Source organism: Amycolatopsis sp. La24, assembly GCF_029087445.1.
GTDB classification, from domain to species: Bacteria; Actinomycetota; Actinomycetes; order Mycobacteriales; family Pseudonocardiaceae; genus Amycolatopsis; species Amycolatopsis nivea.
Window position 1 is genome coordinate 1 of record NZ_JARACH010000059.1, and the last position, 26182, is coordinate 26182.

Genomic DNA, 26182 nt, shown 5'->3' on the forward strand with positions numbered 1-26182 from the left:
CGAAGCTCTCCTGCGGTCTGAGGGTGCTTGTCAAGGCATCTTTCCCGCCTTGACAAGCACCCTCAGACCGTCAGCACAATCAAGCTTCGGGGTGCCCCATGCAACCACCAAGCAATGTCGCCGCCAGGCGACGAGCAGTCAAACCTGCCGATCCCCCTGCTCAGCAAACACCCGCACAGCCTCATTAACGGAAGCAGTCCGCGCCCCCCGAACAGCCTCAGCCAACGGCCGCAACGCCTCAGCCCGCCGATTCACCGCCGAAGCCGACAACGCCCCACCCGGATCATCCGCCTGCGCCACAGCCAAAATCGCCGAAATCTCCTCGGCCCGCTGCAACACCCGCAACGCCCGCCCGGGCGTCCCGGCAGGCCACTCGACCTGAGGCCGAGCCCGCAAATGCGCCGACAACTCCGCCCGAACCCCAGGCCGATCGCTCGCCACATCCAACGCCTGCAACGCCCCGGCACTGGCCCGGATAGCGTCCGTCAACCCATGCTCGGCATCCGGCAACGGCTGATACTCCAACGAGACCGGCGCGGGAAGCGAATACACCGTCCACCGCATCAGCCCCTCAGCGATGGGCTCCGGCACCAACCCGAACGCCAGCCCGCCGAGCACCACAGCCTCGCCGCACCGCAACGCCGCGTCAGCAAACGGCCCGCCGCCGCCAAGACCCCGCACATCCCCGGGCACCGGCAGCACCAGCTGCGCACTCACCGCCCCCTGCGCCCGCAGCGCTAGCAGCAGTTGCACGGGAGTAGCCGCCCGATGGAAAGCGAGCGGAAGATCGAACGCGTCGGCGGCAGCGGGATCGGCCGCGACCACGTCGTGGGCCTCGGCCCAGTCCTGCAAGGCGTCGAGGACGTCGTCGGACGCCGCGGCCCCGTTCAGCCACGCGGAGGACCAGACGGCGAGGGTCGCACTGGGTCGGCACACGACCGCTCATTTTACCGGTTCCTCCCGGCTCCGCCGATCCCCGCCCGGCTGGAGCCGCTCCACATCGACGGATGCCGGAACGGTCAGTAGCGTCGAAGGGGTGAACGCTGTTCCCGACGCTCTTCCCCGTACTGCCGGCGAGCTCCGCGCCGCCGGACACGCCCCGCGCCCCATCGCGCGCGAGATCCACGACAACCTGCTCGCCGCGCTGCGCGAGGGCCGCGACGCCTGGCCCGGCATCGTCGGCTTCTCCCGCACTGTGCTGCCCCAGCTCGAACGCGCCCTGCTCGCCGGCCACGACGTCGTCCTGCTCGGCGAGCGCGGCCAGGGCAAGACCCGCCTGCTGCGCACCCTGGCCGGCCTCCTCGACGAGTGGACCCCGGTCATCGAGGGCTCCGAACTGGGCGAGCACCCGCTCGACCCGATCACGCCCGCCTCGATCCGCCGCGCCGCCGAACTCGGCGACGACCTGCCGGTGGCCTGGCGGCACCGCAGCGAGCGCTACACCGAAAAGCTGGCCACGCCGGACACGAGCGTGGGCGACCTGATCGGCGACGTCGACCCCGTGAAGGTCGCCGAGGGCCGCAGCCTCGGCGACCCGGAGACCATCCACTTCGGACTCGTGCCGCGCGCGCACCGCGGCATCGTCGCGATCAACGAGCTGCCCGACCTCGCCGAGCGGATCCAGGTCGCGCTGCTGAACGTGATGGAGGAACGCGACATCCAGGTCCGCGGCTACACGCTGCGGCTGCCGCTGGACGTGCTCCTCGTCGCCACCGCCAACCCCGAGGACTACACCAACCGCGGCCGGATCATCACGCCGCTGAAGGACCGCTTCGGCGCGGAAATCCGCACGCACTACCCGCTGGACGTCGAGTCCGAGGTCGCCGTGGTGCGCCAGGAGGCGAACCTCGTCGCGGAGGTCGGCGAGCCGCTGCTGGAGGTGCTGGCCCGGTTCGTGCGCAACCTGCGCGAGTCGCCGGTGATCGACCAGCGTTCCGGCGTGTCCGCCCGGTTCGCGGTGGCGGCGGCCGAAACCGTCGCGGCGGCCGCGCTGCGCCGGGCCGCGGTGACCGGGGAGGACCCGGCGGTCGCGCGGCCGGTCGACCTCGAAGCCGTGCCCGCCGTGCTGCGCGGCAAGGTCGAGTTCGAGCCCGGCGAGGAGGGCCGCGAGGTCGAGCACCTCGTGCACCTGATGCGCCGCGCGATCGCGGAAACCGCCCGCGAACGGTTCGCCGGGCTGGACCTGCGCCCGCTGTCCGACGCGGTGGCGGACGGCCACCTGGTCGCCACCGGCGAGCGCGTCCCCGGCGCGGAAGTCCTTGCCGCGCTGCCGGAACTGCCGGTGCTGCACGAGGTCGCCCAGCGCGCCGGAGTGTCCGCGGACGAACCGGCCGGCCGGATCGCGGCGGCGGTCGAACTGGCCCTGGAGTCGCTGTTCCTCGCCCGCCGGCTGGCGAAGGACTCCGACGACGGCACGACGGTGTACGGCGAATAATGCCGCTCTTACCGGAGGGATACTCCTACGGCCCGTGGCACGACGGGCCGGATCCGCTGGCCCCGCCCGCGGACCTGCGGGACGCGCTGGACGAGATCGGCCGCGAGGTCATGGGCGGCTCGTCCCCGCGTTCTGCGCTGGAGGAATTGCTGCGCCGCGGCACCGAACGCACCGCGGGCCTCGACGAGCTGACCCGCCAGCTGTGGCAGCGCCGTTCGCAGATCCAGCGGCGGCACCGGCTGGACGGCACGCTCCAGGAAGTCCAGCAGTTGCTGCAGGACGCGCTCCAAGCCGAGCGCCGGGAACTGTTCCCGGATCCCGACGACGAGGCCCGCTTCCGCGAAGCCCAGCTGGACGCGCTGCCGCCCGGCACCGCCGCTGCCGTGCGCGAGCTGAACGAGTACGACTGGCGCTCCGGCGAAGCCCGGCAGAAGTACGAGCAGATCCGCGACCTCCTCGGCCGCGAGATGCTGGACGCGCGGTTCCAGGGCATGAAGCAGGCCATGCAGAACGCCGGCCCGCAGGACGTCGAGCGGATCAACCAGATGCTCGGCGACCTCAACGCGCTGCTGTCCGCGCACGCACAGGGCGCGAGCGACATCGGCGAACGCTTCGACGAGTTCATGCGGCGGCACGGCGAGTTCTTCCCGGAGAACCCGCAGAACGTCGACGAGCTGATCGACGTCCTGGCCGCCCGCTCCGCCGCCGCGCAACGCATGCTGAACTCGATGTCCGAGGAGCAGCGGGCGGAACTGGCCGAGCTGGCACAACAAGCCTTCGGCGATCCGCGGCTCGCGCAGCAACTGTCCGCTTTGGACTCCCAGCTGCGCGCGCTGCGGCCGGGGGAGGACTGGACGTCGTCCTCGCGCTTCCGCGGCCAGGACCCGCTGGGGCTCGGCGAAGGCGCGCAGGCCATGGCCGACCTGGCGGAGCTGGACGCTCTCGCCGAGCAACTGGGCCAGTCGTATCCCGGCGCGCGCCTGGAGGACATCGACCTGGAAGCGCTGGAGCGCCAACTCGGCCCGGACGCGGGCGTCGACGCGCGCCGACTGTCCGAATTGGAGCGAGAACTGCGTCAGCAGGGCCTGTTCGAGCGCGCCGCGGACGGCACCTTGCGATTGTCTCCCAAGGCACTGCGCCGATTGGGCGAGACCGCACTGTCCGATGTGGTCAATTCGCTGCGCGGCAAAACCGGGGAGCGCGAGACCGAATCCGCGGGCGCGGCAGGCGAACCGACCGGTTCGAGCCGTCCCTGGCGATTCGGTGACATGCAACCCTGGGATGTCCCGCGCACCGTGCGCAACGCGGTGCTGCGCTCCACCGCGGTCGGGGCGGGGAGTGTTCGCCTCGATGTCGAGGACGTCGAAGTGATCGAGACCGAACACCGCTCGCGAGCCGCGGTCGCGCTGCTGGTCGACACGTCGTGGTCGATGGTCCAGGAGGGCCGCTGGCTGCCGATGAAACGCACCGCGCTGGCGCTGCACCAGCTGATCAGCACCAGATTCCGCAACGACGCCCTGCAGCTGATCACCTTCGGCCGCTACGCGATGCCCGTGGAGCTGCCGGAACTGGTCGGGCTGGAAGGCACCTGGGAGCAAGGCACCAACGCCCACCACGCTCTTCTGCTGGCCGGACGGCACCTGCGTCGGCACCCGGATGCGCAGCCGGTGGTCCTCATGGTCACCGACGGAGAACCCACCGCGCACCTGGAACCCGATGGGGAGGCGGAATTCTCCTACCCGCCCGAACCGGCGACCATCTACAAGACACTGTCCGAAGTGGACCGGATCGCCAAACTGGGTGCGTCGGTCACCGTCTTCCGGCTGGGCGACGACCCGCGCCTGGAAGCGTTCGTGGACACGATCGCCCGCCGCTCCGGCGGCCGGGTCGTAGACCCCGACCTGGACGGCCTCGGCGCGGCGGTAGTGGGCGACTACCTCCGCACGCGTCGCCGCTGACCCGTTCCGTGAAGGGCTCATCGAGGGAATCAGATTCCCTGGAGGAGTCCTTCACGGGCTTCAGCGGCGGTGCACCATGATCCGCGCGCCGTCGCCGGGTACGAGGGTGATGTGCCGGGTTTTGACCCGCTCCGGCCGCGGGCTGGGCGCGCTGACCCGGTACCGCGCGAACAGCTCCCGCAGCACGATCGTCGCCTCCAGCAGCGAAAAACCCGCCCCGAGGCAGCGCCGCGCGCCGCCGCCGAAGGGGAACCAGCTGCCTGCGGGCGGGCCGCTGCCGAGGAAGCGCGTCGGGTCGAACACCTCGGGCGACGGATGGTGCGCCGCGTCCGCGTGGATCATCGAAATCGACGGCAGCACCATGTGCCCGGCCGGAACCGTGTAGGGCCCGACCTGGACGTCCTTCGTGAGCTTCCGCGAAACCTCGGAGATGATCGGCCGCAGCCGCATCGCCTCCTTCGCCACCGCTTCCAGGTACTTCTCGTCGCCCTCGCGCGCGGCGCGCGCGGTGGTCGCGGCGGTGACCGGATCCCGGGCCAGCTCGTGCAGCGCCCAGGCCAGCGCGGTCGCCGTGGTTTCGTGCCCGGCCAGCAGCAACGTGATCAGCTGGTCGCGCAGTTCGAGGTCGCTGAGCTGATCCTCCCCGGGCACGGTCAGCAGCCGGGACAGCACATCGGTCCGCTCCGCCAGATCCGGCGCGGCTCGCCGCTCGGCGATCTCCGCGTACAGCAGTTCGTCGACCCGTTCCTGCCGCTCCCGGTTCCGCCGCCACGGCCCGAACTTCTGCAACGCCGGGCTGTGCCACCCGAAGAGATCCAGCGCGCTGATGTCGATGACCTGCTCCAGCGCCACGCGCAACTCCGCCAGCCGCGGCCCGTCGGTCACGCCGAAAACGACCCGCAGGATCACTTCCAGCGTCAGCGCCCGCATCCGGTCGTGCACCCGGAACGCCCGGCCCTGCGGCCACCGTTCCAGCTCCGCGACCGTCAGCTCGGTGACCATGTCCCGGTACCCGCGCATCGCCGCGCCGTTGAACGCGGGCATCAGCAGCTTCCGCGCCCTGCGGTGCTCCTCCTCGTCGGTGAGCAGCACCGAATGCCCGCCCAGCATGGGTTTGAGCACCATGTTGCCCTCGCCGGCGTGGAACGTCTCGACCGGACCGGCGAAGATCTCGCGGACCAGGTCGAGGTCGCCGACCAGCACCACCGAACGCTCCGGATACAACTTCAGCCGCACGACGTCTCCGTAGCGCCGTCGCAGCAGCGGCAGCAGGGAGTTGCGGAAAGCGCCGAAAAGGAGGGTTTGCACCGCCATCGGCAGCCGGGGACCGGGCGGGAGGGCGGAACGGGCGCGGATCGGCGTGCGCAGAGCCATGCTTCGTTCGTACTCGCGCCGGAGCGCGGTGTCCACCAGACTTGACCCTCACGCGACGTGAGGCGTGATCGTGGTTCTCGCAAGGGCCATTCGGCCGAAGAAACGACAGGGGAGAGCGATGGGCTACCGGGTGGGCGAGGCGGCGGCGCTGGCCGGCGTCACCGTGCGCACGCTGCACCACTACGACGAGATCGGGCTGCTGTCGCCGAGCGGTCGGACGACGTCCGGCTACCGGCGCTACGACGAGGCCGATCTCGACCGGCTGCAGCGGATCCTGCTCTACCGGGAGCTCGGCCTTCCCCTGGAGACGATCGCGTCCGTGCTCGCGGATCCGGGAACCGACGCCGACGCCCACCTGAAACGGCAGCGGGAGCTGCTGGTGGCGCAGGCGGACCGGATCGAGCGCATGGTCGCGGCCGTCGATCGATTGCTGGAGGCGAGAGCCATGGGCAACGCGTTGACGCCCGAGGAGAAGTTCGAAGTGTTCGGCGGGTTCCAGGTGCCGGACGGCTACTCGGAGGAGGCCGTCCGGCGCTGGGGGAGCTGCCCCGAGTGGCAGCAGTCGCAGCTGCCGGAGACCAAGGAGCAGTGGACTGAGGCGGAGCGGCAGCGGAAGGACTGGGTGAGCCGCCTGGTCGCGCTGGTCGACAAGGGCGAGCCCGCGGACAGCCCGGCGGCCGGGCAGCTTGCCGAAGAGCACCGGGCGATGCTGTCCGCGGTGATGGGGGAGTGCGGGTACGAGATGCAGCAGAAGATCGCGGACCTGTACGCGGACGAGCCCGCGCAGCTGGCCTTCCTGGTCCGCGAGGACGAGCAGCGGCCCGGCATCGGGGCGTACGTGCGCGACGCCGTCCGGGCGAACGCCGTCCGGCAGCGAGCCTGACCGTACCGGTGGGAGGGACACGCGGCTGTCCCTCCCACCGGGTGGGAAAGCGGACGGACGTCACGCTTACAGTCGGAGGCATGCAGACTTGGTCATCCGTCGCCGTGCCCCGGCTGCCCGGCACGCCCCGTCCTCTCCGGCTTCACGACACCGCGACCGGGCAGGTCCGCCCGACGGCACCCGGAGCCGCCGCCCGGATGTACGTCTGCGGCATCACCCCCTACGACGCCACCCACCTCGGCCACGCCGCCACCTATCTCGCGTTCGACCTGGTCAACCGGGTGTGGCGGGACAACGGGCACGAGGTGCACTACGTCCAGAACGTCACCGACATCGACGAGCCGCTGCTCGAGCGCGCGGAACGCGATTCGGACGACTGGATCGTGCTCGGCATGCGCGAAACGGCGCTGTTCCGCGAGGACATGGAGGCCCTGCGGGTGCTGCCGCCGCGCCAGTTCGTCGGCGCGGTCGAGGCGATCCCGGAGATCGTCGAGGTCATCGCGAAGCTGCTCGCCGACGGCAGCGCCTACCGCGCGGACGACGCCGAGTTCCCGGACGTCTACTTCGACCACAACGCGACCGGCCGCTTCGGCTACGAGTCGAACTACGACGCCGAGACCATGGCGAAGTTCTTCGCCGAGCGCGGCGGCGACCCGGACCGTCCCGGCAAGCGGCACCCGCTGGACGCGCTGCTGTGGCGCGTCGCGCGCGAGGGCGAGCCGTCGTGGGAGTCGGAGCTGGGCGCCGGACGGCCGGGCTGGCACATCGAATGCAGCGCGATCGCGGTGAACCGCCTCGGGCTCGGTTTCGACGTGCAGGGCGGCGGGTCCGACCTGATCTTCCCGCACCACGAGTACAGCGCCGCGCACGCCGAGGCCGTCGCCGCCGACCACCCGTTCGCCCGGCACTACGTGCACGCCGGGATGATCGGGCTCGACGGCGAGAAGATGTCGAAGTCCCGCGGCAACCTGGTCTTCGTGTCGCGGCTGCGCGCCGACGGCGTCGACCCGGCGGCGATCCGGCTCGCGCTGTTCGCCGGGCACTACCGCGAGGACCGGGCGTGGACCGACCAGCTGCTGGTCGACGCGCAGGAACGGCTGGCCCGCTGGCGCGAAGCCGTCGCGCTGCCGGCCGGACCCGACGCGGAGGACACCGTGGCGCGGCTGCGCGACCACCTCTCCGACGACCTGAACACGCCGAAGGCCCTCACAGCGATCGACGCGTGGGTCACGTCGGCGCTGCGCCGCGACGGCACCGACCAGGCCGCCCCGGGCCTGATCAAGGAGGCCGTGGACGCGTTGCTGGGCATCGTGCTCTGAGCTTTTCGGGACCGGGCAGTGTCCGGAACACGCTTCCGGCCACTGCCCGCCGTTTTAACTGTATAACGACCTATACATCCTGGCGTTGGCCGTCCGCCAGCGCCAGGTGGTCGCCCGCCCAGCGGCGGCGCAACCACCGGTCATGCGAAGCCAGGACGACCGCGCCCGGCGCGCTGTCGAGCGCTTCGGACAGTTCCTCGGCCAGGCTGAGCGACAGGTGGTTGGTCGGCTCGTCCAGCAACAGCACGTCCGGCGGCTCCGCGAGCAGCACCGCCAATGCCAGCCGACGCCGCTGACCCACCGAAAGCTCGCCGACCGACCGGTCGTGTTCCCTCGGCGGCAGCAACCCGAGCGTGGACAGCGAGGGCGCCGCTTCGCCGGCCGCGGCGCGGTACACCTCCTGCGCAGTCCGCTTCGGCCGGGCGAACGTGACGTCCTGCTCCAGCAGCCCCACTCGCACGCCGGGTCCGAAGTGGACAGTCCCGGCCGACGGCGTGAGCTGGCCGGCCAGCACCGACAGCAGCGTGGATTTGCCCGCCCCGTTGCCGCCGGTCACGAGAAGCCGCGCGCTGCGGTCCACGTCCAGCTCGTCCAGCTGCACCCGGCCCGGAACCGCGATGCCGCGCACCGACACCGCCGGCCCTTCGCCGCCGGTGTCCGCGGTGAGCGTGGCCCGGAACCGCAGCGGCGCGGGCGGTTTGCGGACCTGCTCGCGCTCCAGGGTGTCGAGTTTCAGCTGGGCATTGCGGACCCGGCGGGAAATCTGCTTCTGCACGCGACCGGTCTTGAAGTCGTAGAGCATCTTCGCGTTGTCCCGCGGCGCCCGGTTGTGCGCGACGCGGCGCGCGGTGCCGTGCACGGATTCCCGCAGTTGCTTGAGTTCCTCCTGTTCTTCGGTGAACCGCTGTTCCCAGCGGGCCCGTTCGGCCTTTTTCTGGCCGAGGTAGTCGGTGTAGCTGCCGCCGTAGCGCGTCGCGCCGCCGACGCGGCGGTCCGCCGGAACCGGGTCCAGGTCCACGATGTCCGTGCAGACCGCGTCGAGGAACACGCGGTCGTGCGAGGACAGCACGACGACGCCGGTCAGCTCCGCGAGATGGCGCTCGAGGAATTCCATGGCGTTGTCGTCGAGGTGGTTGGTCGGTTCGTCGAGCAGCAGGATGCGCGGCCGCCGCACCAGCAGCGCGGCCAGCCCGAGCCGCGACCGCTGGCCGCCGGACAGCGTGTGCAGCCGCCGGTCGTGCCTGATGTCGCCGAGCCCGAGCCCGGCGAGGACGAGGTCCGCGCGCCGGTCCGCGTCCCACAGGTCGTGGGCCTGCGCCCATTCCAGGACGTGGCCGTACTCGCTGAGCACCTCCGGGTCGTCGGGGCGCTCGGCGAGGACGGCGGCGAGCTTGTCGAGCGTCGCCGCGGCGGTGCGGATCTCGGCGAGCGCCTCGTCGAGGACGTCGGAAACCCGTGCGGTGCCGTCGAACGGCAGCTCCTGGAAGAGGAAGCCGAGGTCGCCGTGCCGCACGACGTCGCCGCCGCGGGGGACTTCAAGCCCGGCCAGCAGCCGGAGCAAGGTTGATTTCCCGACGCCGTTTTCGCCGACGAGACCGATCCGCCTCCCGGGCGACGCGACGAGCGAAACGCCGTTGAGGACGGTGCGGGCGCCGTAGCCGAAAACGAGGTCGGAGGCGTGCAGGACAGTAGACATGAGCGATCACCGGGCCTTTGCGGTGGAAGCGAAATCCCCGACGGGCAACGCGCGGCTTCCCGGGAGCGGGGCTCGACCGGGAGCGGCCTCGATGCGGGGAGGGCTCGGCTCAGCTGTCCATGATGGGCGGGAGCTTAACGCGGGGACGGCGGGGGAGCGCAACCGGTTTTTCGGGCGATCGGTTCTCGCTGGTCAGGATTCTCGCGGCGGCAAGGCCGGATGGCCGGTGGGGTAGATGCCGACCGCGAAGCCGTAGGTGGTGTCCCCGGACCGGGGCAGCCGGTCGAACTCTTCGACGAGCTCGGCCATCCTGTCCCAGAACTGCGAGGCCTGGTCCGGGGAGATGCGTGCCTGCCGGATGAAGCCCCACAGCTTTCCCGCCTCGAACGCCTCGGCGGATTCGCGGGCCGCCACCTCGAAGTCGTTGAAATCCCTAGCTTTCCCCATGGCCGGTCCGGGTTCGACGAAGAACATGCGCGCGGTGCGGCCGTAGAACCGTTCCTCGACGGCGCGGACCCGGCGCGTCCGAACGACCTTGAGCAGGCCGTTGACCTCGAGCACGTGCACGTGGTGCGCGACCGTGCTCTTGGGGCGGCGCACCGCCGCCGCGAGCTCGCTCACGGTCGCGGCCCGCTCGTGCAGCAACTGCAGGATCGAGGTGCGCAACGGGTGTCCGAGCGCCTTGACCTGCGCGGGTTCGGTCAACGCCAGCCGATCGGCGAGTGCGTAGTCGGGCGGGTTGTTCGCCATGGCTGAACAGACTAGCGTTGCCGAACGTTCCACATAACTGGTTCGTTCACTGAGGGGATTTCCGGCATGGCCGAAATCGTGCTGTACCACCACATCCAGGGCTTGACCGACGGCGTGCGCGGTTTCGCCGACGAACTGCGCCGGGACGGGCACACCGTCCACACTCCCGATCTGTTCGGGGGCCGGACGTTCGCCAGCATCGAAGACGGCTTCGCCTTCGCCCGGGAGACCGGCTTCGAGCAGGTGCGGGAACGCGGGATCGCCGAGGCGGAGGCCCTCGGGCAGGACCTCGTGTACGCCGGGTTCTCCTTCGGCGTCACCGTCGCGCAGCGCCTCGCGCAGACCCGGCCGGGAGCGCGCGGCGCGCTGTTCTTCGACTCCTGCCTGCCGGTCAAGGAGTTCGGGACGGCGTGGCCGGAGGGGGTTCCGGTGCAGATCCACGGCAAGGAGAACGACGAGTTCTTCGAGGAGGACCTGCCGTCCGCCCGCGAGCTCGTCAGCTCCGCCGAGAACGCGGAGTTGTTCGTCTACCCCGGCGACCAGCACCTTTTCGCCGACTCCTCGCTGGCCGCCTACGACCCCGAGGCGGCCGGTCTGCTCCTGGAGCGCGTGCGCTCGTTCCTCGCCTTGCTCTAGCCGGGCGGCTTGACGCGGGGGCAGCCGCCTGCAACTCTGAAAGAATCGTTTCGAAAGAAACCCTTCAGAGTTAGGCGGGCCGATGACCGAACTGCCCCCGCGCAAGCGGATCGACGACGTCGAGCTGCTGCGGGCCCTCGCACACCCGCTGCGGTCCGCGCTCGTGCACCACCTGATGGCGGTCGGCCCGTCGACCGCCAGCGAGTGCGCGGACGCGGTCGGCTCGACGGCGTCGAACTGCAGCTGGCATCTGCGCAAACTGGCTGAACACGGCCTGGTCGAGCGGGCCGAGGGCGGCGACGGGCGGGAGCGGCCGTGGCGCGCCTGCCAGGTCGGGCTGGTGCTCGGCAGCCCGGGCAGCGATCCGGCACTGGAAGCGGCGCAGCTGGCGGTCGCGGGCACCGAGCTGGCCGAGGAACAGGAGCTGACCCAGCGGTACCTCGACACGGTCGAGCGGCTTGATGAGGACTGGCGCGAGGCGGGCGGCTTCTTCTCGTACGGCCTGAAAGCGACGCCCGAGGAAGTCAGCGCGCTGACGAAGGCGATCGACGACCTGGTCCGGCCGTACGTCAGCACGATCCGCGAGGACGCGCCCGCCGACGCCCGTGCGGTCTTCCTCGGGATGCGTGCCTTCCGCCGGATCGGGCACGACGGGAAACCGGCGTGAGACGGCTGCTGGCGGCACCGGGATTCGCCCGGCTCTGGGTCTCCGCGTTCTTCGGCGAGACCGCCGAGTGGATGCTGCAGGTCGCGCTGCCGGTGTACCTGTTCGTCCGCACCGGGTCCGCGGTGACGACGGCGTTGAGCATCGTGCTCGGCCTGCTGCCCGCGGTGCTGCTGAGCCCGGTCGCGGGGATCGTCGCCGACCGGTGGGACCGCCGGGTCGTGCTGGCGACGGTGTGCGTCGGGCAGGCCGTCGTGGTGCTGCCGCTGCTGGCGAGTTCCGAGCTGCCGGTCGCGGCGGTCTACGCGGTGATGGCGGCGCAGGCGGGGCTGGCGTCGGTGTTCGAACCGGCGCGCAGTGCGCTGGTGCCGGAGCTGGTCGGTGTCGAGGACGTCACCCCGGCGAACGGGCTGATGAGCGTGAACGGCAGCGTCGCGCGGCTCGCGGGCGGCTGGGCCGGGGGAGCGCTGCTGGGCTGGGGCGGGCTCGAGCGCGTGATCATCGGCTACCTCGTCGCGCTCGCGGCCGCGGGGATGCTGCTCGCGTTCCCCTTCCGCCGGGTGGCGGTGCGCAAGACCGCGCCCGAGCAGACGGATTGGCTCGCGGGCGTCCGCGATCTGGCGGGAAAGCGGCTTCGCGCGACGAGCGTGTCGGCGCTGCTGACGTCGCTCGCGCAGGGCATGTTCCTGGTGTTGTTCGTGGTGTTCGTGCTCGACATCCTGCGCGGCAGCGAGGCCGACGCCGGGCTGTTGCGCGGCGTGCAGGCGATCGGCGGACTGGCCGCCGGGTTCGCGGTGGCGACGCTCGCGCGCCGGGTCGCGCCGGTGCTGCTGCAGGGCTGGGGGCTGGTCGCCGCCGGGCTGATGTCGGCGGCGATCTGGAATCTGCCGGGCGCGACCACGGTCCTCGGGGTGTACGTCGGTCTGTTCATGGCGGTCGGCGCGCCCGCCGTGGTGGCCGGGGCCGGGCTGCTGTCGCACGTGCAGGCGGAGACCGGCCCGGATCGCGCGGGACGGGTGCTGAGCACGGTGTACGCGCTGATGGCGGCGGGCACGGCGGCCGGTTCTCTGCTGGCCGGCGCGCTCGTCGCGGTGACCGGGCCGACAGTGCTGCTGAACGTGCAGGCAGGCCTCCACGTGAGTGCCGGGCTGGTCGTTCTGGGGTGGGGGAATGGGCGGTTCCGGCGCTCCCGGGCGCGGAAAGTCGTTACGGTGGACGAGTGCCGTCTCTCTTCGCCACCAGCGACCTCCACGTGACCCACGAGGGCAACGGCCCGATCGTCGACGAGGTCGTGCCCGACGATCCCGGCGACTGGCTGCTCGTCGCAGGCGACGTCGCCGAGTCCGCCAAGGTCATCCGCGAGACGCTCGCCAGGCTGCGCGAGCGGTTCGCGAAGGTCGTGTGGGTCCCGGGCAACCACGAGCTGTGGACCACCCCGAACGACGCGTGCCAGCTGCGCGGCCAGGCTCGCTACGAATTCCTCGTGGAGCAGTGCCGCGAGATCGACGTCCACACGCCCGAGGACGAGTTCCCGGTGTGGGACTTCGGCCCGGAACCGCTGACCATCGCGCCGCTGTTCGTGTTCTACGACTACAGCTGGCGCACCCCGGCGACCGAGGGCAAGACCCGCGAAGAAGCGCTCGCGCACGCCCGCGAAATCGGCGTCGTGTGCACTGACGAGTACTACCTGCATCCGGACCCGTACGAGTCGCGCGCGGCCTGGTGCGAGCAGCGCCTGAAGGTGAGCCGCGACCGGCTGGACGCGATCCCAGCCGACCGCCGCACGATCCTCATGTCGCACTGGCCGCTGCACCGGCACCCGACGAATCCGTTGTACTACCCCGATTTCGCGCTCTGGTGCGGCACCACGCAGACCGAGGACTGGCACCTGCGCTACCGGGCCGAGCTGGCCGTCTACGGGCACTTGCACATCCCGCGCACGACGTCCGCGGACGGCGTGCGGTTCGAGGAAGTCTCGCTCGGCTATCCGCGCGAGTGGCGGAAACGGGAGCGCGGCGCGGTTCCGGTGCGGAAACTGCTGAGCGCCTGAGCGCGACCGGCCTGCCCGCGCAGCCCGGTCGCACCCTTCGGCGGATCAGTCGAACGAGAGCCGGCAGGCCGTCGCCGCGACCTGCGCCGGAACGTAGGCGCGGCGCAGGACCCAGTAGCAGTCCTCGAACGTGGCGGCGTCGCACGCGTCGTGCGCGAGCCAGGGCTCCACGTCGTATTCGCCCACCGCGTAGTCCATGCAGGCGCCGAAATCATCCGCCTTCACCGGCGAAACCGGTGCCGCCGACGCTGTCGCCGCCGACGCGGTGATCGCGCCCGCCGCGAGCACCGCCGCCGCTAGTGCCTTGCCGAACATTTCCCGTACCTCCTGGTCCGCGCGACGTCGCTCGCGCCAGGCCAGTCAACGAGACGGGCTCGCCGCGGCACCAGAGCAGCGCGGCGCGATCAGCCGGCGGCGCAGGCACCGTCAGTCGGGCGAGCGGCGCGGATGACTTTCCGTAGTTCGGCAATCACGGTGCGTTCCCTCGGCGGTGCGCGAAGGACACCCGGTCCCGAGACGGGGTCGTCTGGGCGGGGGCGGCTTTCGAGGTACGTGAGGGGAACCCTGAGGGAATCGGATTCCCTCAGGGTTCCCCTCACGTACTTAAGTCGCTGGCATGGGGGTCAGCGGAGGCCGAACCCGCCGTCCTGTCCGGGACGGCGCCGCCGCAGGTAGCGCTCGAACTCGGCGGCGATCTTGTCCCCCGAGACCTCCTCCATGGTGAAGTCGGTCTCGGCGTCGCCGCGTTCCTCGAGGCTGCGCACGTACTCGCTGATTTCCTCGTCCTCGTCGGCCATCTCGCTGACCGTCTGCTGCCATTCCTCGGCCTGCTCCGGCAGCGCGCCCAGCGGGATCTCGACGTCGAGGACGTCCTCCAGCTTGTGCAGCAGCGCCAGCGTGGCCTTCGGCGACGGCGGGTGCGAGACGTAGTGCGGGACCGCGGCCCAGATCGACACCGCCGGGATGCCCGCCTGCACGCAGTAGTCCTGGAGGATCCCGACGATCCCGGTCGGGCCCTGGTAGTTGTTCACCTCGAGCCGGTACTTGCTCGCGGTGTCCTTGTCGTAGGCCGACCCGGTGACCGGGACCGGGCGGGTGTGCGCCGTGTCGGCCAGCAGGGCGCCGAGCGCGACCACCATCGACACGTCCAGTTCCTGGACGTGCTCGACGATCTCCGCGCAGAACTTGCGCCAGCGCATGTTCGGCTCCGGGCCCTGCACCAGCACCAGGTCGCGGTCGAAGCCCTCGGGACGGCACACCGACAACCGGGTGGTCGGCCATTCGACCCGCCGGGTGATGCCGTCGACCATCTTCACCGTGGGGCGGCTGACCTGGAAATCGTAGTAGTCGTCTGGCTCGATCTCGGCCAGCGGCGTCGCGTCCCAGGAAAGCTGGAGGTGTTCGATCGCCTGGCTGGCCGCGTCGCCCGCGTCGTTCCAGCCCTCGAAGGCCAGGATCATGATCGGGCGCGGGGCATCGGCGCGGTCCTGCTCCGGGTCGCCGGGCCGCGGGGTGTCGTCGACAGGCTCACTCACCTGACCAGCCTACGGCCTCGGCCACCTACGCTGCGCAGTGTGTCCGGCCCCGCGTGTCACGGAACGGGTGTGGCCCCGCTCACGGCGGCCCGCGTGGGACGCTGGAGGGGAGCGCGCCCCGCCGGGGCGCCGCACCGGACAAGGAGAAACTGTGACTGCACCGTCCTCTTCGGACGGATTGGCGGCTGTCCTCTGGGACATGGACGGCACCCTCGTCGATTCCGAGAAACTGTGGGACGTCGCGCTGTACGAGGCCGCCGAGGCGCTCGGCGGCACGCTGTCGGAGGAAGTCCGGATGACGCTCGTGGGGTCCAACATGGACGCCACCGCCACCGTGCTGCTGGAGCAGACCGGCCGCCCGGTCACCCCGGAAGCGGTCGCGGAAACGGGGGAGTGGATCCGCCGCCGCACCGCCGGGCTGTTCGACGACGCGCTGCCCTGGCGTCCGGGCGCGCGCGAGGCGCTGGCCGCGGTCCGCGCGGCCGGGCTTAAGTCCGCGCTGGTCACCTCCACCGAACGGGCGCTGACCGAACTCGCGCTCGACACGATCGGGCGGGATTTCTTCGACGTCACAGTCTGCGGCGACGAGGTCGACGGCCAGAACAAACCCCTCCCGCGGCCGTACCTGAAGGCCGCCGAGCTGCTCGGCGTGGCGCCGGAGCGGTGCGTCGCGGTCGAGGACTCGCCGCCGGGCGCCGAATCGGCCGAAACCGCTGGCTGCACCGTGCTCGTCGTGCCCAACGACGTCGACGTCCCGGACGGTCCGCGCCGGGTGTTCCGCACGTCGCTGGCCGGCGTCGGCGTGCCCGAACTGGCCGCGCTGCTGCCCCAGCTGTGACCTCGGCGGCTTCCGGGTCACCCGGAGCGGCGCGGACGAGCGCGGGATGAAAGGATTCGGCCCCGTGAAGACCTTCGATGAGCTGTTCGCGGAGCTTGCCGAGCGCGCGCGTACCCGTCCCGACGGGTCCGGCACCGTCGCCGCACTGGACGCCGGGGTGCACGCACAGGGCAAGAAGGTGCTCGAAGAGGCGGGCGAGGTGTGGATCGCCGCCGAGCACGAGTCCGACGACCGGCTGTCGGAAGAGATCTCGCAGCTGCTGTACCGGGTGCAGGTGCTCATGCTCGGCCGGGGAATCTCGACCGAGGACGTGTACCGCTACCTGTGACGCGCTCGCGCACCGGATACCGAGGAGAGACCGAAATGCTGCGTGTTGCCGTGCCGAACAAGGGAGCCCTCGCCGCCGCTTCGGCGGAGATGCTTTCCGAGGCGGGCTACCGCAAGCGACATGACGGCAAGGACCTGACCGTCCTCGACCCGGTCAACGAGGTCGAGTTCTTCTTCCTCCGCCCGAAGGACATCGCCATCTACGTCGGTTCCGGCGAGCTCGACCTCGGCATCACCGGCCGCGACCTCGCGCTCGATTCGGGCGCGCCGGTCGAGGAGGTGCTCGCGCTCGGGTTCGGCGCCTCGACCTTCCGCTACGCCGCTCCCGCCGGACGGGACTGGAAACCGGCCGACCTGCACGGAAAGCGGCTCGCGACGTCGTACCCGCGGCTGGTCCGCGACGACCTCGCCCGCCACGGCGTCGAGGCCGAGGTCATCCGGCTCGACGGCGCCGTGGAGATCTCGATCCAGCTCGGGGTCGCGGACGCGATCGCGGACGTGGTCGAGTCCGGGCGGTCGCTGCGGCAGCACAATCTCGTGGCGTTCGGGGAGCCGATCTGCGCGTCCGAGGCGGTCTTGCTGCAGCGGGCCGGGAGCGAAGGATCCCGGGCGAAGTCGCAGCTCGCGGCCCGGCTGCAGGGCGTCGTTTTCGCGCAGCACTACATGATGCTCGACTACGACTGCCCGCGCGACATCCTCGACCAGGCCATTTCGATCACGCCGGGACTGGAGTCGCCGACGGTCGCGCCGCTGGCGGACGAGAAGTGGGTCGCGGTGCGGGCGATGGTGCCGCGCAAGGAAGTCAACCGGATCATGGACGAGCTCGCCGAAACCGGCGCGAAAGCCGTGCTGGCGTCCGACATCCGGTCCTGCAGACTCTGATTGCGTCGGCTCCGCCGCCGCGGCGGGATCGCCTTCAAGTCGGCGTTGGGGCGAAGCGGCATGAGGGGCCTGGCGGCCTGTCACGCCGCTCCACCCCAACGCCGACGCGATCCCGCGTTGTTGTTGAGTCCGAAGTGGACGATGTTTAACGAGGACGGTTCGGGCGCTTCGGCATCAGGTCGTAGAGCCTCTTGCGCGCGCCGTTGTCGTTGACGTTGCGGGCGACGGCGACCTCGGAGATGAAGTCCTCGAAGACGAACTCGTCGTCAGCGGGAACCTCGGTGGGGCCCGGGTTTTGCGCCAGGTAGCTGTCCAAGGTCTCGGCGATTTCCCGGAACGACACCGCTTGGATGGTTTCCGGGGCGAACGTCGTGACCGGGACGCCGTGCGCCGCGGCCTCGTTCATCACGACGCCCAGCGGGACGTGCGAGAGCATCGGGACGCCGAAGGAGTACATCTCCTGGAGCGCGGCCGCGGCGTAGTGCGAGATCGGGCGGCGGTACAGGCCCGGCACGATGCCGAACCACGAGATCGGGGCGCGGCCGGTGGTCTGCTCCACGTAGCGGACCTGTTCCGACAGCAGGCGCAGCGCCCGGATGCTCGTCTTGTCCGGCTGGACCGGCACCAGGATCCCGTGCGACGCCGCCAGCGCGTTGTTCGTCAGCACGTCCTGGGCCGGCGGGCAGTCGATGATCACGTGGTCGTAGTGCGCGAACTGGATCACCCGCGCCAGCTGCCAGCCGGGCACCCGGAACTGGTCCAGCCTGCGGATCAGGTCGAACATCCCCGGCGACGTCGGGATCACGTCGAACGCGCCGCCGCGGCCCAGGTTGCTGCGCGGATGCGGCACCGCCAGCTGCTCGATCGGGCCCTTCCACAGCTTGGTCAGCGCCTTCGCCAGGCTCGGCGCGTCCGCCGGGACCTCGTCCATGCCGAGCATCTCGGTCGTCGCGTGCCCCTGCGGGTCGAGGTCGACGAGCAGCACCCGCCTGCCGCGTTCGGCGAGGGCCGCCGCCGCGCCCACGCTCAGCGAGGTTTTGCCCACCCCGCCCTTCTGGTTGACCACCGAGGTGATCTGCATGCCGGAGCGCTCCCTTGTCGGTCGTTCCGCGAAGGCTATCGGACTTGCCCGCCGCGGCGCGCTCATCCGCCCCCGGCCTGTCGCGGACGCACCAGCAAAGCCTGCGCGCCGGTGCCGACCGGACCGGAACGATCGTGCAGCGTACTGCTCGCCGTGCCGATCCCGTGCGGCCCGACCAGCGTGACCGCGTCCAGCCCGATCCACTCGCCCTCGGGCATCCGGCGCAGGTGCACGGTGAGTTCCGAGTTGATGAACCACCACTTCGCGGCCGGCAGGAAATGCGACACCCCGTTGCCGGAGTCGGCGATGGCGAACAGCCGCTGCAGCCCCGTCGGTTCCTCACCGTCTACCAGCGGATACCGCTGCCGCGCCCACACCGCGGCCGGGCCGGGTGCGGAGATCGAGCCGCGCACTGCCCGCCATTCGATCGCGTGCAGGTAGCCGCCTTCCCAGTCGTCCGGGAAAGCCGCCTCGCTGCCCGCGTCGGCCGCGGGCAGCAGCGGACCGCCGTCGGTGGCGATCTCGGCGGTGTCGGACGTCGCGATCCGCCATCCCGACGCCCGCGCGACTGTCCGGCCGTTCGCGGACAGCTCGGACTGGACCAATTCGACCGTCCGGCCCGGCCGTTCGACCCACGACCGCTGCTCCAGTTCGCCCACCGGAGCCGGACCGAGGATTTCGACCGTGACCCGGGCCAGCTGCGCCGGACGCGGCGACTCCAGCCGCTCGAGCCCGCGCACCAGCAGCGCCGACGGCGGACCGAAATGCTGCGCGCCGGGACTCCACGGACCGGTGGTGTGCTCAGTCGCCTCGTACCGCTCGCCGCCGAGCGGGAGGAAGAACGCGTCGCCCATCAGTCGGCCCGGTCCAATACCGTCTCCTCGCCCGGATCCGGCTCCGGCCAGCCCGGGTACTCCGGCGGCGTCCCGCCGAACTCCGGGCAATGCGCCTGGTGGTCGCACCACGAGCACAGCCTGCCCTTGTTCGGCCGGAAATCGCCGGTCTTGCCCGCCTTGAGGATCGCCTGCCAGATCGCCTCCAGCGTGCGCTCGAACCGGACCAGCTCGGCCTCGTCCGGCGTGTAGGCCAGCGACTGGCCGTCGGTCAGGTACATCAGCTTCAGCTGCCGCGGGACGACCCCGCGCAACCGCCACAGCACCAGCGCGTAGAACTTCATCTGGAAGAGTGCTTTGGCCTCGCCGATTTCGCGAGGAGCGGCCCCGGTTTTGTAGTCCACGACCCGGATCTCGCCGGTCGGCGCGACGTCCACCCGGTCGATGTACCCGCGCAGCAGCACCCCCGAACCCAGCTCGATCTCCACGTGCAGCTCGCACGCCTCCGGCTCCAGCCTGCGCGGATCCTCCAGCTCGAAATACGAATCAAGCAGCTTTTCGGCCGAGGCCAGCCACTTGTCGGTCTCCCCGGGTTCGCCGTCCGCGAACAGCTCCGTCCACTCCGGACTGTCGCCGGACAGCTCCGTCCAAGTCGGCGCGAGCAGCTCCTTCGCCCGCGGCGCGACACGTTCGGCGGCGGGCAGCGCGAAAAGCCGCTCCAGGACCGCGTGGACGAGCGTGCCGCGCAGCTGCGCCCGGGTAGGCACCTCCGGCAGCCGATCGACCGCGCGGAACCGGTAGAGCAGCGGGCACTGCTTGAAGTCGCTCGCCCGGGACGGCGACAACGCGGGCCGCCTGCGGGCAGGCGCGTCGGAACCGGGAGGGGTGGTGACCGTAGCGGTGTCGGACATGGGGCAGAGCGTAACGCCGGGCACCGACAATTGTTCGGCGCAGTGTCTGATGGCGCCGACTCCGTCGTCGCGGGCGGGATCGCCTTCAAGTCGGCGATCCCGCGTGGGGGCCGGGTCGGGAGTGAGGGCTTGGGGGTGGCTGGGTTTTGGTGGCTGGGTTGGGGGGTGTTGTCGCTAGGGTCGGGGTGGTGGGGAAGGCAGGCGGGGTGACGCCGCAGGGGGCGGGGTGGTTGCCGGGCGGGTATCGGATGGGGAGGCATTCCCATGCGAGCGGGCAGCTGGTTTACGCGGCCAGCGGGGTGTTCGCCACCACCACCGAGTTCGGGACCTGGGTCGCGCCCGCGGATCGCGTTACGTGGACTCCGCCGGGGTTCGAGCATTCCCACCGGTTCTACGGGCGCACGGACGCGCGGATTCTCGCTGTTCCCGCTGAGGAGTGCGGGGCGTTGGCTCGGCAGCCTTGCGTGTTCGCGGTGTCGCCCTTGCTGCGGGCGGGCATTTTGGCGTTGACCGGCGAGAAGGAGCGGTCGGCCGAGGCGGTGCGGCGGGTTCGGGCGGTGGTGCTCGACGAGCTGGGGGAGGTTCCGGGGGAGTCGTTGCATCTCCCGGAACCGCGCGACGACCGGTTGCGGGCCGTCACCGAGATGCTGCACGAGGACCCGGGGCGGGGCGAGACGCTGGCTGAGCTGGGGCGCGTCGCGGGGGCCAGCGAACGCACGCTCAGCCGGTTGTTCCATGCCGATCTCGGCATGAGTTTTCAGCGGTGGCGCACGGTGTTGCGGATCCACCACGCGTTGTTCCAGCTCACCGGGGGCGCATCGGTGACCGACACGGCGATCGCCTGCGGATGGTCGAATCCGTCGGCGTTCATCGGGGCGTTCACGGCGCTGGTCGGGCAGACGCCGGGGCGGTACCAGGCCGGATTGCGCGACCGCGGCGAGTAGCGGGAGCAAGTTGGCGGGTTTTCGTTACCGGGCGCCCGATGCTCGGTGGCCGCCGGTCCGCGGCCGGGAAGAGAGTGGTGATCATCCAGTTCACCAGCACTCTTTCGGGGAATGAAACATGGCACAGGCAAACGGGAAAACCACCGTGGTCGTCGTGGGCGGCGGGGTGGCCGGGCTCGCGCTCGGCACGTTCCTCCTCCGCAGCGGGATCCCTTGCACGGTCTTGGAAAAGAACAGCCGCGAGCACGTCGAACAGCGGCAGAGAGCCGGTTCTCTCGACGGCCGCGGCGTGCGGATGCTGCACGAATGGGGAGTCGGCGAGGCCGTCGAGGGCCACGGCGACGAGCGGTCCGACGCCGTCCTGCCGCTGATCCTCCACGGCGACAAGCGCACCTGGCGGATGGACACCGGCGAGGACGGCGCGGGCGCGTTCATCCCGCAGCAAGTGCTCGTCCGGAACCTCATCCGGATCTTCCTCCGCGACGGCGGCGACCTCCGGTTCGAGGCGGAGGACATCGAACTGGACGGACTCGACACCGAGCAGCCCCGGGTGCGCTACCGGGACAGCGAGGGCACTCACACGATCGACTGTGCGTTCGTCGCCGGGGCCGACGGCTTCCACGGCGTCAGCCGGACGGCGATCCCGGACGGAGTTCTCGCCTGCCACAGCCACGAGTTCGGGTACGCCTGGCTGAGCGTCCTGGCGGAAGTGCCCGCCGATCCGTCGGCGGTGATGGCAGTGCACTCCCGGGGCTTCGCCGCGCAGATCACCCGCGGGCCGAACGCGAGCCGGATCTATCTGCAGTGTCCGCTCGACGACACTGTCGGCGACTGGCCGGACGAGCGGGTCTGGGACGAACTCGGCGCCAGGTTCGCCGCGCCGGTGCCGCGCGGGCCGATCGCGACGAAGCAGGTGGTGCCGCTGCGCGGGGTCGTGTTCAGCCCGATGCGCTACGGCAGGCTGTGCCTTCTCGGAGACGCGGCGCACCTGATTTCGCCGATGAGCGCCGAGGGGATGAGCCTCGCGCTGCACGACGCGGAGGTGCTCGCGCACGCGCTCGTCCATCAGGTGGAGAAGGACGATCCGAGTTTGCTGGAGAGCTACTCCGACACCTGTCTGGCGCACGTCTGGGAACGGCAGGCGTCGGCGGTCTGGATGACCGACGCGATGCACGACTCCGGCGACGCCTCCTACCGCGGAGAGTTCCGGAAGCAGGTCGCGCTCGCGAATCTGGAGAACCTCGTCCAGCCGCGCTCCGCCTGACCCGGGCTGGGTCCGTGAAGGGCTCCTTGCCGGAACCAGATTCCCGGAACGAGCCCTTCACGGAACTTCGCGGACCGGCCGGGGCGAGACCGACACCACCCGTCCGGGGAGACCGGGTCACCGGCTTCCCACACCCGGCCCCCTACTCTGTCCGGCATGGCCGCGACCAGTCAGCACGGCGCCGGGCCCGCCCGGCGCGCCGGCGGGGACGGCGGACTGCTGCTGTTCCGGGTCGGCGGGGTGCCCGTTTTGCTCGCCCCGTCGTGGTGGATCGGCTCGCTGATCATCGTGGTGCTCTACGCGCCGCTGGTCGGGCGGTTCCTGCCGGACGTTTCGACGCCGACCGCGTGGCTGCTCGCCGCCGCGTTCGCCGTGCTGCTGGGGCTTTCCGTGCTCGCGCACGAACTCGGGCACTGCCTCGTCGCGCTGCGGCTCGGGATCCCGGTACGGCGGCTGCGGCTTTTCCTTCTCGGCGGACTGTCCGAAGTGGCTCGTACGCCGCGACGGCCGGGCCAGGAAGGGCTCGTCGCCGCGGCGGGGCCCGCGGTTTCGCTGGTGCTGGGCGGGTTCTGTTCGCTGCTGCTGTTCGCGGTTCCGCCGGACGGCGCGGTGTGGCTGCTCGTGGCGGAGTGCGCGGTGGCCAACTTCGCGGTCGGCTTCTTCAACCTGCTGCCGGGATTGCCGCTGGACGGCGGACGGCTCGTGCGCGCCGGGGTCTGGGCGATGACCGGGTTGCGGGCCAAGGGGACAAGGGCCGCGGTCGCGGGCGGCGCGCTCGTCGCCACGGGGCTGATCGTCTGGGCGCTGCTCGGGCTGGCGATGCAGAGCCCGGACCGCTGGCTGCGGCTCGGCGTGTGCGTCGTGACGGCGTGGTTCGTGATCCTCGGCGCGCGCTCCGAACTGGCGGCGGAAGCCCGCCGCGGCTGGCCCGCCGGGCTGGAACTGTCCGATTTGGTGCGTCCGGTCTTGCAGCTGCCCGCGGAAAGCCCGGTGTCCGACGCTTTGGCGGCCTCGGCGGGACGCGGCGTCGTGCTGGTGCGCGCGGACGGCGTCGCGGCGGGACTGCTGGACGAGCAAGCCGCGCAGCAGCTGGCGAGCATCAGCCCGCACGCGCCGGCCGAGCAAGCGGCCGAGCCGATCCGGGCGGAGACGGTGCTGCTGGCGTCTGAGCCGGGGGAGGAGATCGCCGAGCGCGTGCGCGAGACGCCCGCCTGGCAGTTCCTCGTGGTCGACGACGAAGGCCGTCCCGCGGGCGTGTTGCGCCGCGAAGACCTGCGGACCGCGCTGCTGCAGGGCCGGCGCGCCCAGTGAGGGGCACCCGCGCACGACGGGCGCGGGACGACCTGCGAGGATTCGACGTCGGCGTTCCGGGTTTTGCAGTGGAGGAAGAAGTTGTCGGTCAGCGGACCGTTTCGTGCAGGTGACCGGGTTCAGCTGACGGACTCGAAGGGCAGGCACTACACCCTCACGCTCGCCGACGGCGGCGAGTACCACACGCATCGCGGCGCCCTCGCGCACGACGACCTCATCGGCCGTCCCGAGGGCAGCGTGGTCACTTCGGCGGGCGGCAGCACGTATCTCGCGCTGCGGCCGCTGCTGCCGGACTACGTGCTGTCGATGCCGCGCGGCGCGCAGGTGATCTATCCCAAGGACGCCGCGCAGATCGTGATGTGGGGCGACATCTTCCCGGGCGCCCGCGTCTTGGAAGCCGGCGCCGGTTCGGGCGCGCTCACCTGCTCGCTGCTGCGCGCGGTCGGTCCGGCGGGACAGGTGTTCTCCTACGAGATCCGTGACGACCACGCGGAGCACGCCGAGCGCAACGTCGTGAAGTTCTTCGGCGAGAAGCCGGACAACTGGACGCTCACCGTCGCGGATCTGGCCACGCACACCGGCGAGGTCGACCGGGTCGTGCTGGACATGCTCGCGCCGTGGGACCAATTGCCGAACGTCGCCGCGCACCTGGTGCCCGGCGGAGTGCTGACCGTCTACGTCGCGACTGTCACGCAGCTGTCGCGCGTCACGGAATCGCTGCGGGAACAGCAGTGCTGGACCGAGCCGGAGTCGTGGGAGACGCTGATGCGGCCGTGGCACGTCGTCGGTCTCGCGGTGCGGCCGGACCACCGGATGGTCGCGCACACCGCTTTCCTGCTCACTGCGCGTCGGCTGGCGGACGGCACAGTGTCGCCGCGTGTTTCACGACGGCCCAGCAAGGGCAAAGGCTAACCAGGGACGCACCATCGACCGTTCTCGCGGCGCAGCGGGAACGGGGTTTCCTTGTGCCCGCCGGTGCCTTCGACCCGGACGGTCACTGTCGCGTCGTCGCCCGCGATCGCCGGTTGTCCAACCAGTGAGACGCGAAGCGGGCCCGCCGCGTCCCATTTGGCTTGGAGTTCTTTCAGCGCCGCAGCAGTTTGCGGTTTGCAAGTGAGAGTGCCGAATTCGGCGGAGTCGGCGCGCGTGATGGCGTCGACGAGAGTGCGCGCGAGCGTCGCTATCGCGGCTTGATCCGCCGCGGGCGCGGGAGCCGAGGACGTGCTGCTTCGCGACGGAGGCGGGGGAGCGGGCGGTTCCGGGACGGTGCGGGCGGGCCCCGGCAGGCCGATCGAGACCAAGCCGAGGACGCCGCCCGCGACAACGACTGCGAGCAGGCCGAGTGCCGTGCCGAGCCGGCGTCTCACCTAGTGGTCCGTGCTGACCTTCCCGAGGCACCAGGCCCCGCCCTGACGCAGGGCGGTGAGGGTGCCGTCGGCGGTCTTGGTGGACGTGGTGACGTGGTACTTCACCGTCGCCTGGTCGCCGTTCTCCTGCGGGCTGCCGGTCAGTTCGAAGTGGATGCCCGAGGGCATCTTCTCGCTTCCCGGCTTCTGGCCCTTGGTGAGGCTGGTGCACAGCATCGAGAACAGCCCCTCGGTGTCGGAGCTGTTGTACGCCTCGGACGCGGCCTGGAACAGCTCGCCCGAGGTCGGCTTCGCACCGGCCGCCGCCGGGTAGTCGCCGCTGCCCGAACCCGACGACGAGGTCGACGGGGACGACGACGAACTCCCGCTCGGCCCGCTGGACTGCGGGCCCGCTGCCGGAGCGGAGGACGACGCGGGCGGGGCGGCCGTCTTGTCGTCCTTCTTGCTGTCCCCGGTCAGCCAGATGACCAGGCCGGTCGCGCCGCCGAGGACGACCACCGCGGCGACCGCGATGCCGACGATCAGGCCGGTCTTCTTCTTTTTCGGCGGCTCCTCGCCGTACCCGCCGAACTGCCCGCCCGGCTGCTGCCCGAACGGCCCGCCCGGCTGACCCGGCTGGCCCGGCTGCCCGAACTGGCCGGGCTGCTGTCCGAACTGCCCGAATTGGTCCGGCTGCTGCCCGTACTGCTGGGCGCCGCCCTGCTGCGGGTATCCGCCCTGGTAGGGGCCGCCCTGGCCGGGCGTGCCGGGGCCGGGCGCGGCCGGGAACCCGCCGGACTGCGGCGGCTGCCCGCCCTGGTTCCATCCGCCCTGCTGAGGCTGCCCGTACTGCGGCTGGCCGCCGGGCTGGCCCCCGTACGGGTTCGGCTGCTGTCCGCCCTGGTCCCAGCCGCCGGGCTGCTGCGGCGGATAAGTCATCTCGGTTCCCCCTGCCGTGCTCGCGAAAGTGCGGGCCGCGTGCGGAGCGCGGCCACCCGGGGATGCTAGCCAGCCGCGCGCCTTTCCGCGCAGCCAACCCGCAACTCGGGTTTGCCGCGGGTGCCCGGCGGGGCATCCGTAGCGTGTTCAGTTCCGCGTTGCGGAAACCCGCGCGGAGCGGATTCCCGTCCGCGGCACCGAATCGGC

Annotated in this window: 26 protein-coding genes; 15 read left to right on the forward strand and 11 right to left on the reverse strand. The window is 71.2% G+C overall.

What is annotated here, in order from left to right:
- Positions 1-138: 138 nt before the first annotated feature.
- A complete protein-coding gene (locus PUT80_RS36480) occupies positions 139-936 on the reverse strand; it encodes a hypothetical protein (RefSeq protein ID WP_037806511.1) in 798 nt (265 codons plus the stop codon).
- A 100-nt stretch (positions 937-1036) separates the two neighbouring features.
- Between PUT80_RS36480 and PUT80_RS36485 the strand changes: the two genes are divergently transcribed.
- A complete protein-coding gene (locus tag PUT80_RS36485) occupies positions 1037-2434 on the forward strand; it encodes an ATP-binding protein (RefSeq protein WP_134668444.1) in 1398 nt (465 codons plus the stop codon).
- Positions 2434-4392 carry a VWA domain-containing protein gene (locus PUT80_RS36490; protein ID WP_275294846.1) on the forward strand — a complete coding sequence of 653 codons (1959 nt, stop codon included), beginning with the start codon at positions 2434-2436 and terminating at the stop codon, positions 4390-4392. The genes PUT80_RS36485 and PUT80_RS36490 overlap by 1 nt, the downstream gene beginning before the upstream one ends.
- 60 nt (positions 4393-4452) lie before the next feature.
- On the opposite strand, the gene PUT80_RS36495 is transcribed toward PUT80_RS36490, so the two are convergent.
- Positions 4453-5766 carry a cytochrome P450 gene (locus tag PUT80_RS36495; protein ID WP_134734508.1) on the reverse strand — a complete coding sequence of 438 codons (1314 nt, stop codon included), beginning with the start codon at positions 5764-5766 and terminating at the stop codon, positions 4453-4455.
- Between the two features lie 118 nt (positions 5767-5884).
- Here PUT80_RS36495 and PUT80_RS36500 point away from each other — a divergent pair, with 118 nt between their 5' ends.
- Together PUT80_RS36500 and mshC are read left to right on the forward strand one after the other, a co-directional pair.
- A complete protein-coding gene (locus PUT80_RS36500; protein ID WP_037806508.1) occupies positions 5885-6649 on the forward strand; it encodes a MerR family transcriptional regulator in 765 nt (254 codons plus the stop codon).
- Between the two features lie 80 nt (positions 6650-6729).
- Positions 6730-7968, forward strand: coding sequence for a cysteine--1-D-myo-inosityl 2-amino-2-deoxy-alpha-D-glucopyranoside ligase (gene mshC / locus PUT80_RS36505; protein WP_037806506.1), 1239 nt, complete (start codon positions 6730-6732; stop codon positions 7966-7968).
- Positions 7969-8038: 70 nt separating this feature from the next.
- Here mshC and PUT80_RS36510 read toward each other — a convergent pair whose 3' ends face one another.
- On the reverse strand, positions 8039-9664 hold the full coding sequence (locus PUT80_RS36510; RefSeq protein WP_275294847.1) for an ABC-F family ATP-binding cassette domain-containing protein: 1626 nt from the start codon (positions 9662-9664) through the stop codon (positions 8039-8041).
- Positions 9665-9856: 192 nt separating this feature from the next.
- Positions 9857-10414: a winged helix-turn-helix domain-containing protein gene (locus PUT80_RS36515; RefSeq protein WP_275294848.1), complete on the reverse strand. Its 558-nt coding sequence runs from the start codon at positions 10412-10414 to the stop codon at positions 9857-9859.
- Positions 10415-10480: 66 nt separating this feature from the next.
- Between PUT80_RS36515 and PUT80_RS36520 the strand changes: the two genes are divergently transcribed.
- The 4 genes from PUT80_RS36520 to PUT80_RS36535 all read left to right on the forward strand — a co-directional run bounded on the left by PUT80_RS36520 (position 10481) and on the right by PUT80_RS36535 (position 13764).
- Positions 10481-11050 carry a dienelactone hydrolase family protein gene (locus PUT80_RS36520; protein WP_275294849.1) on the forward strand — a complete coding sequence of 190 codons (570 nt, stop codon included), beginning with the start codon at positions 10481-10483 and terminating at the stop codon, positions 11048-11050.
- Positions 11051-11132: 82 nt separating this feature from the next.
- Positions 11133-11717, forward strand: a complete 585-nt coding sequence (locus PUT80_RS36525; RefSeq protein ID WP_275294850.1) for a helix-turn-helix domain-containing protein — start codon at positions 11133-11135, stop codon at positions 11715-11717.
- Positions 11714-12970 carry an MFS transporter gene (locus PUT80_RS36530; protein WP_037806500.1) on the forward strand — a complete coding sequence of 419 codons (1257 nt, stop codon included), beginning with the start codon at positions 11714-11716 and terminating at the stop codon, positions 12968-12970. The genes PUT80_RS36525 and PUT80_RS36530 overlap by 4 nt, the downstream gene beginning before the upstream one ends.
- Entirely contained in the window at positions 12934-13764 is an 831-nt protein-coding gene (locus PUT80_RS36535) for a metallophosphoesterase (RefSeq protein WP_275294851.1), read from the forward strand. The genes PUT80_RS36530 and PUT80_RS36535 overlap by 37 nt, the downstream gene beginning before the upstream one ends.
- 45 nt (positions 13765-13809) lie before the next feature.
- Here the strand turns inward: PUT80_RS36535 and PUT80_RS36540 are convergent, their stop codons facing one another.
- Both PUT80_RS36540 and PUT80_RS36545 read right to left on the reverse strand, forming a co-directional pair.
- Positions 13810-14079, reverse strand: coding sequence for a hypothetical protein (locus PUT80_RS36540; protein WP_134734502.1), 270 nt, complete (start codon positions 14077-14079; stop codon positions 13810-13812).
- Positions 14080-14387: 308 nt separating this feature from the next.
- Positions 14388-15299 carry a PAC2 family protein gene (locus tag PUT80_RS36545; RefSeq protein ID WP_037806497.1) on the reverse strand — a complete coding sequence of 304 codons (912 nt, stop codon included), beginning with the start codon at positions 15297-15299 and terminating at the stop codon, positions 14388-14390.
- Positions 15300-15450: 151 nt separating this feature from the next.
- On the opposite strand from PUT80_RS36545, the gene PUT80_RS36550 reads away from it, so the two are divergent.
- The 3 genes from PUT80_RS36550 (at position 15451) to hisG (ending at position 17346) form a co-directional block, all read left to right on the forward strand.
- The gene (locus tag PUT80_RS36550) at positions 15451-16137 is read left to right on the forward strand and encodes an HAD family phosphatase (RefSeq protein ID WP_268744696.1); all 687 of its coding nucleotides are present in this window, start codon (positions 15451-15453) and stop codon (positions 16135-16137) included.
- A gap of 64 nt (positions 16138-16201) precedes the next feature.
- Positions 16202-16465 (forward strand): phosphoribosyl-ATP diphosphatase, encoded by a 264-nt coding sequence (locus PUT80_RS36555; protein ID WP_027927607.1) that lies wholly within the window; start codon positions 16202-16204, stop codon positions 16463-16465.
- 35 nt (positions 16466-16500) lie between these two features.
- The gene (gene hisG / locus PUT80_RS36560) at positions 16501-17346 is read left to right on the forward strand and encodes an ATP phosphoribosyltransferase (RefSeq protein ID WP_037806495.1); all 846 of its coding nucleotides are present in this window, start codon (positions 16501-16503) and stop codon (positions 17344-17346) included.
- A 145-nt stretch (positions 17347-17491) separates the two neighbouring features.
- Here hisG and PUT80_RS36565 read toward each other — a convergent pair whose 3' ends face one another.
- From PUT80_RS36565 to PUT80_RS36575, 3 genes are all read right to left on the reverse strand, one after another.
- Positions 17492-18427, reverse strand: a complete 936-nt coding sequence (locus PUT80_RS36565; RefSeq protein WP_037806492.1) for a ParA family protein — start codon at positions 18425-18427, stop codon at positions 17492-17494.
- Between the two features lie 62 nt (positions 18428-18489).
- Complete coding sequence (locus PUT80_RS36570) at positions 18490-19281, reverse strand: thioesterase family protein (protein WP_275294852.1); 792 nt, start codon at positions 19279-19281, stop codon at positions 18490-18492.
- Positions 19281-20171: a RecB family exonuclease gene (locus PUT80_RS36575; RefSeq protein WP_275294853.1), complete on the reverse strand. Its 891-nt coding sequence runs from the start codon at positions 20169-20171 to the stop codon at positions 19281-19283. The genes PUT80_RS36570 and PUT80_RS36575 overlap by 1 nt, the downstream gene beginning before the upstream one ends.
- A gap of 188 nt (positions 20172-20359) precedes the next feature.
- Here PUT80_RS36575 and PUT80_RS36580 point away from each other — a divergent pair, with 188 nt between their 5' ends.
- The 4 genes from PUT80_RS36580 to PUT80_RS36595 all read left to right on the forward strand — a co-directional run bounded on the left by PUT80_RS36580 (position 20360) and on the right by PUT80_RS36595 (position 24602).
- A complete protein-coding gene (locus PUT80_RS36580; RefSeq protein ID WP_275294854.1) occupies positions 20360-21115 on the forward strand; it encodes a helix-turn-helix transcriptional regulator in 756 nt (251 codons plus the stop codon).
- A 118-nt stretch (positions 21116-21233) separates the two neighbouring features.
- Positions 21234-22379, forward strand: a complete 1146-nt coding sequence (locus tag PUT80_RS36585; protein WP_037806488.1) for a 4-hydroxybenzoate 3-monooxygenase — start codon at positions 21234-21236, stop codon at positions 22377-22379.
- 156 nt (positions 22380-22535) lie between these two features.
- Positions 22536-23690 (forward strand): M50 family metallopeptidase, encoded by a 1155-nt coding sequence (locus PUT80_RS36590; RefSeq protein WP_051728555.1) that lies wholly within the window; start codon positions 22536-22538, stop codon positions 23688-23690.
- 81 nt (positions 23691-23771) lie between these two features.
- The gene (locus tag PUT80_RS36595) at positions 23772-24602 is read left to right on the forward strand and encodes a tRNA (adenine-N1)-methyltransferase (protein ID WP_037806487.1); all 831 of its coding nucleotides are present in this window, start codon (positions 23772-23774) and stop codon (positions 24600-24602) included.
- On the opposite strand, the gene PUT80_RS36600 is transcribed toward PUT80_RS36595, so the two are convergent.
- On the reverse strand, positions 24599-25057 hold the full coding sequence (locus PUT80_RS36600; protein ID WP_275294855.1) for a hypothetical protein: 459 nt from the start codon (positions 25055-25057) through the stop codon (positions 24599-24601). The genes PUT80_RS36595 and PUT80_RS36600 overlap by 4 nt on opposite strands.
- Positions 25058-25975 (reverse strand): hypothetical protein, encoded by a 918-nt coding sequence (locus PUT80_RS36605; protein ID WP_238606603.1) that lies wholly within the window; start codon positions 25973-25975, stop codon positions 25058-25060.
- Between the last annotated feature and the right edge of the window lie 207 nt (positions 25976-26182).

Excerpts from the sequence above, each read along its gene's own strand:
- PUT80_RS36490 (WP_275294846.1), top strand. The coding sequence starts at position 2,434 with ATGCCGCTCTTACCGGAGGGATACTCCTACGGCCCGTGGCACGACGGG.
- PUT80_RS36495 (WP_134734508.1), bottom strand. The coding sequence starts at position 5,766 with ATGGCTCTGCGCACGCCGATCCGCGCCCGTTCCGCCCTCCCGCCCGGT.
- PUT80_RS36500 (WP_037806508.1), top strand. The coding sequence starts at position 5,885 with ATGGGCTACCGGGTGGGCGAGGCGGCGGCGCTGGCCGGCGTCACCGTG.
- mshC (WP_037806506.1), top strand. The coding sequence starts at position 6,730 with ATGCAGACTTGGTCATCCGTCGCCGTGCCCCGGCTGCCCGGCACGCCC.
- PUT80_RS36510 (WP_275294847.1), bottom strand. The coding sequence starts at position 9,664 with ATGTCTACTGTCCTGCACGCCTCCGACCTCGTTTTCGGCTACGGCGCC.
- PUT80_RS36515 (WP_275294848.1), bottom strand. The coding sequence starts at position 10,414 with ATGGCGAACAACCCGCCCGACTACGCACTCGCCGATCGGCTGGCGTTG.
- PUT80_RS36520 (WP_275294849.1), top strand. The coding sequence starts at position 10,481 with ATGGCCGAAATCGTGCTGTACCACCACATCCAGGGCTTGACCGACGGC.
- PUT80_RS36525 (WP_275294850.1), top strand. The coding sequence starts at position 11,133 with ATGACCGAACTGCCCCCGCGCAAGCGGATCGACGACGTCGAGCTGCTG.
- PUT80_RS36540 (WP_134734502.1), bottom strand. The coding sequence starts at position 14,079 with ATGTTCGGCAAGGCACTAGCGGCGGCGGTGCTCGCGGCGGGCGCGATC.
- hisG (WP_037806495.1), top strand. The coding sequence starts at position 16,501 with ATGCTGCGTGTTGCCGTGCCGAACAAGGGAGCCCTCGCCGCCGCTTCG.
- PUT80_RS36565 (WP_037806492.1), bottom strand. The coding sequence starts at position 18,427 with ATGCAGATCACCTCGGTGGTCAACCAGAAGGGCGGGGTGGGCAAAACC.
- PUT80_RS36570 (WP_275294852.1), bottom strand. The coding sequence starts at position 19,281 with ATGGGCGACGCGTTCTTCCTCCCGCTCGGCGGCGAGCGGTACGAGGCG.
- PUT80_RS36575 (WP_275294853.1), bottom strand. The coding sequence starts at position 20,171 with ATGTCCGACACCGCTACGGTCACCACCCCTCCCGGTTCCGACGCGCCT.
- PUT80_RS36585 (WP_037806488.1), top strand. The coding sequence starts at position 21,234 with ATGGCACAGGCAAACGGGAAAACCACCGTGGTCGTCGTGGGCGGCGGG.
- PUT80_RS36590 (WP_051728555.1), top strand. The coding sequence starts at position 22,536 with ATGGCCGCGACCAGTCAGCACGGCGCCGGGCCCGCCCGGCGCGCCGGC.
- PUT80_RS36605 (WP_238606603.1), bottom strand. The coding sequence starts at position 25,975 with ATGACTTATCCGCCGCAGCAGCCCGGCGGCTGGGACCAGGGCGGACAG.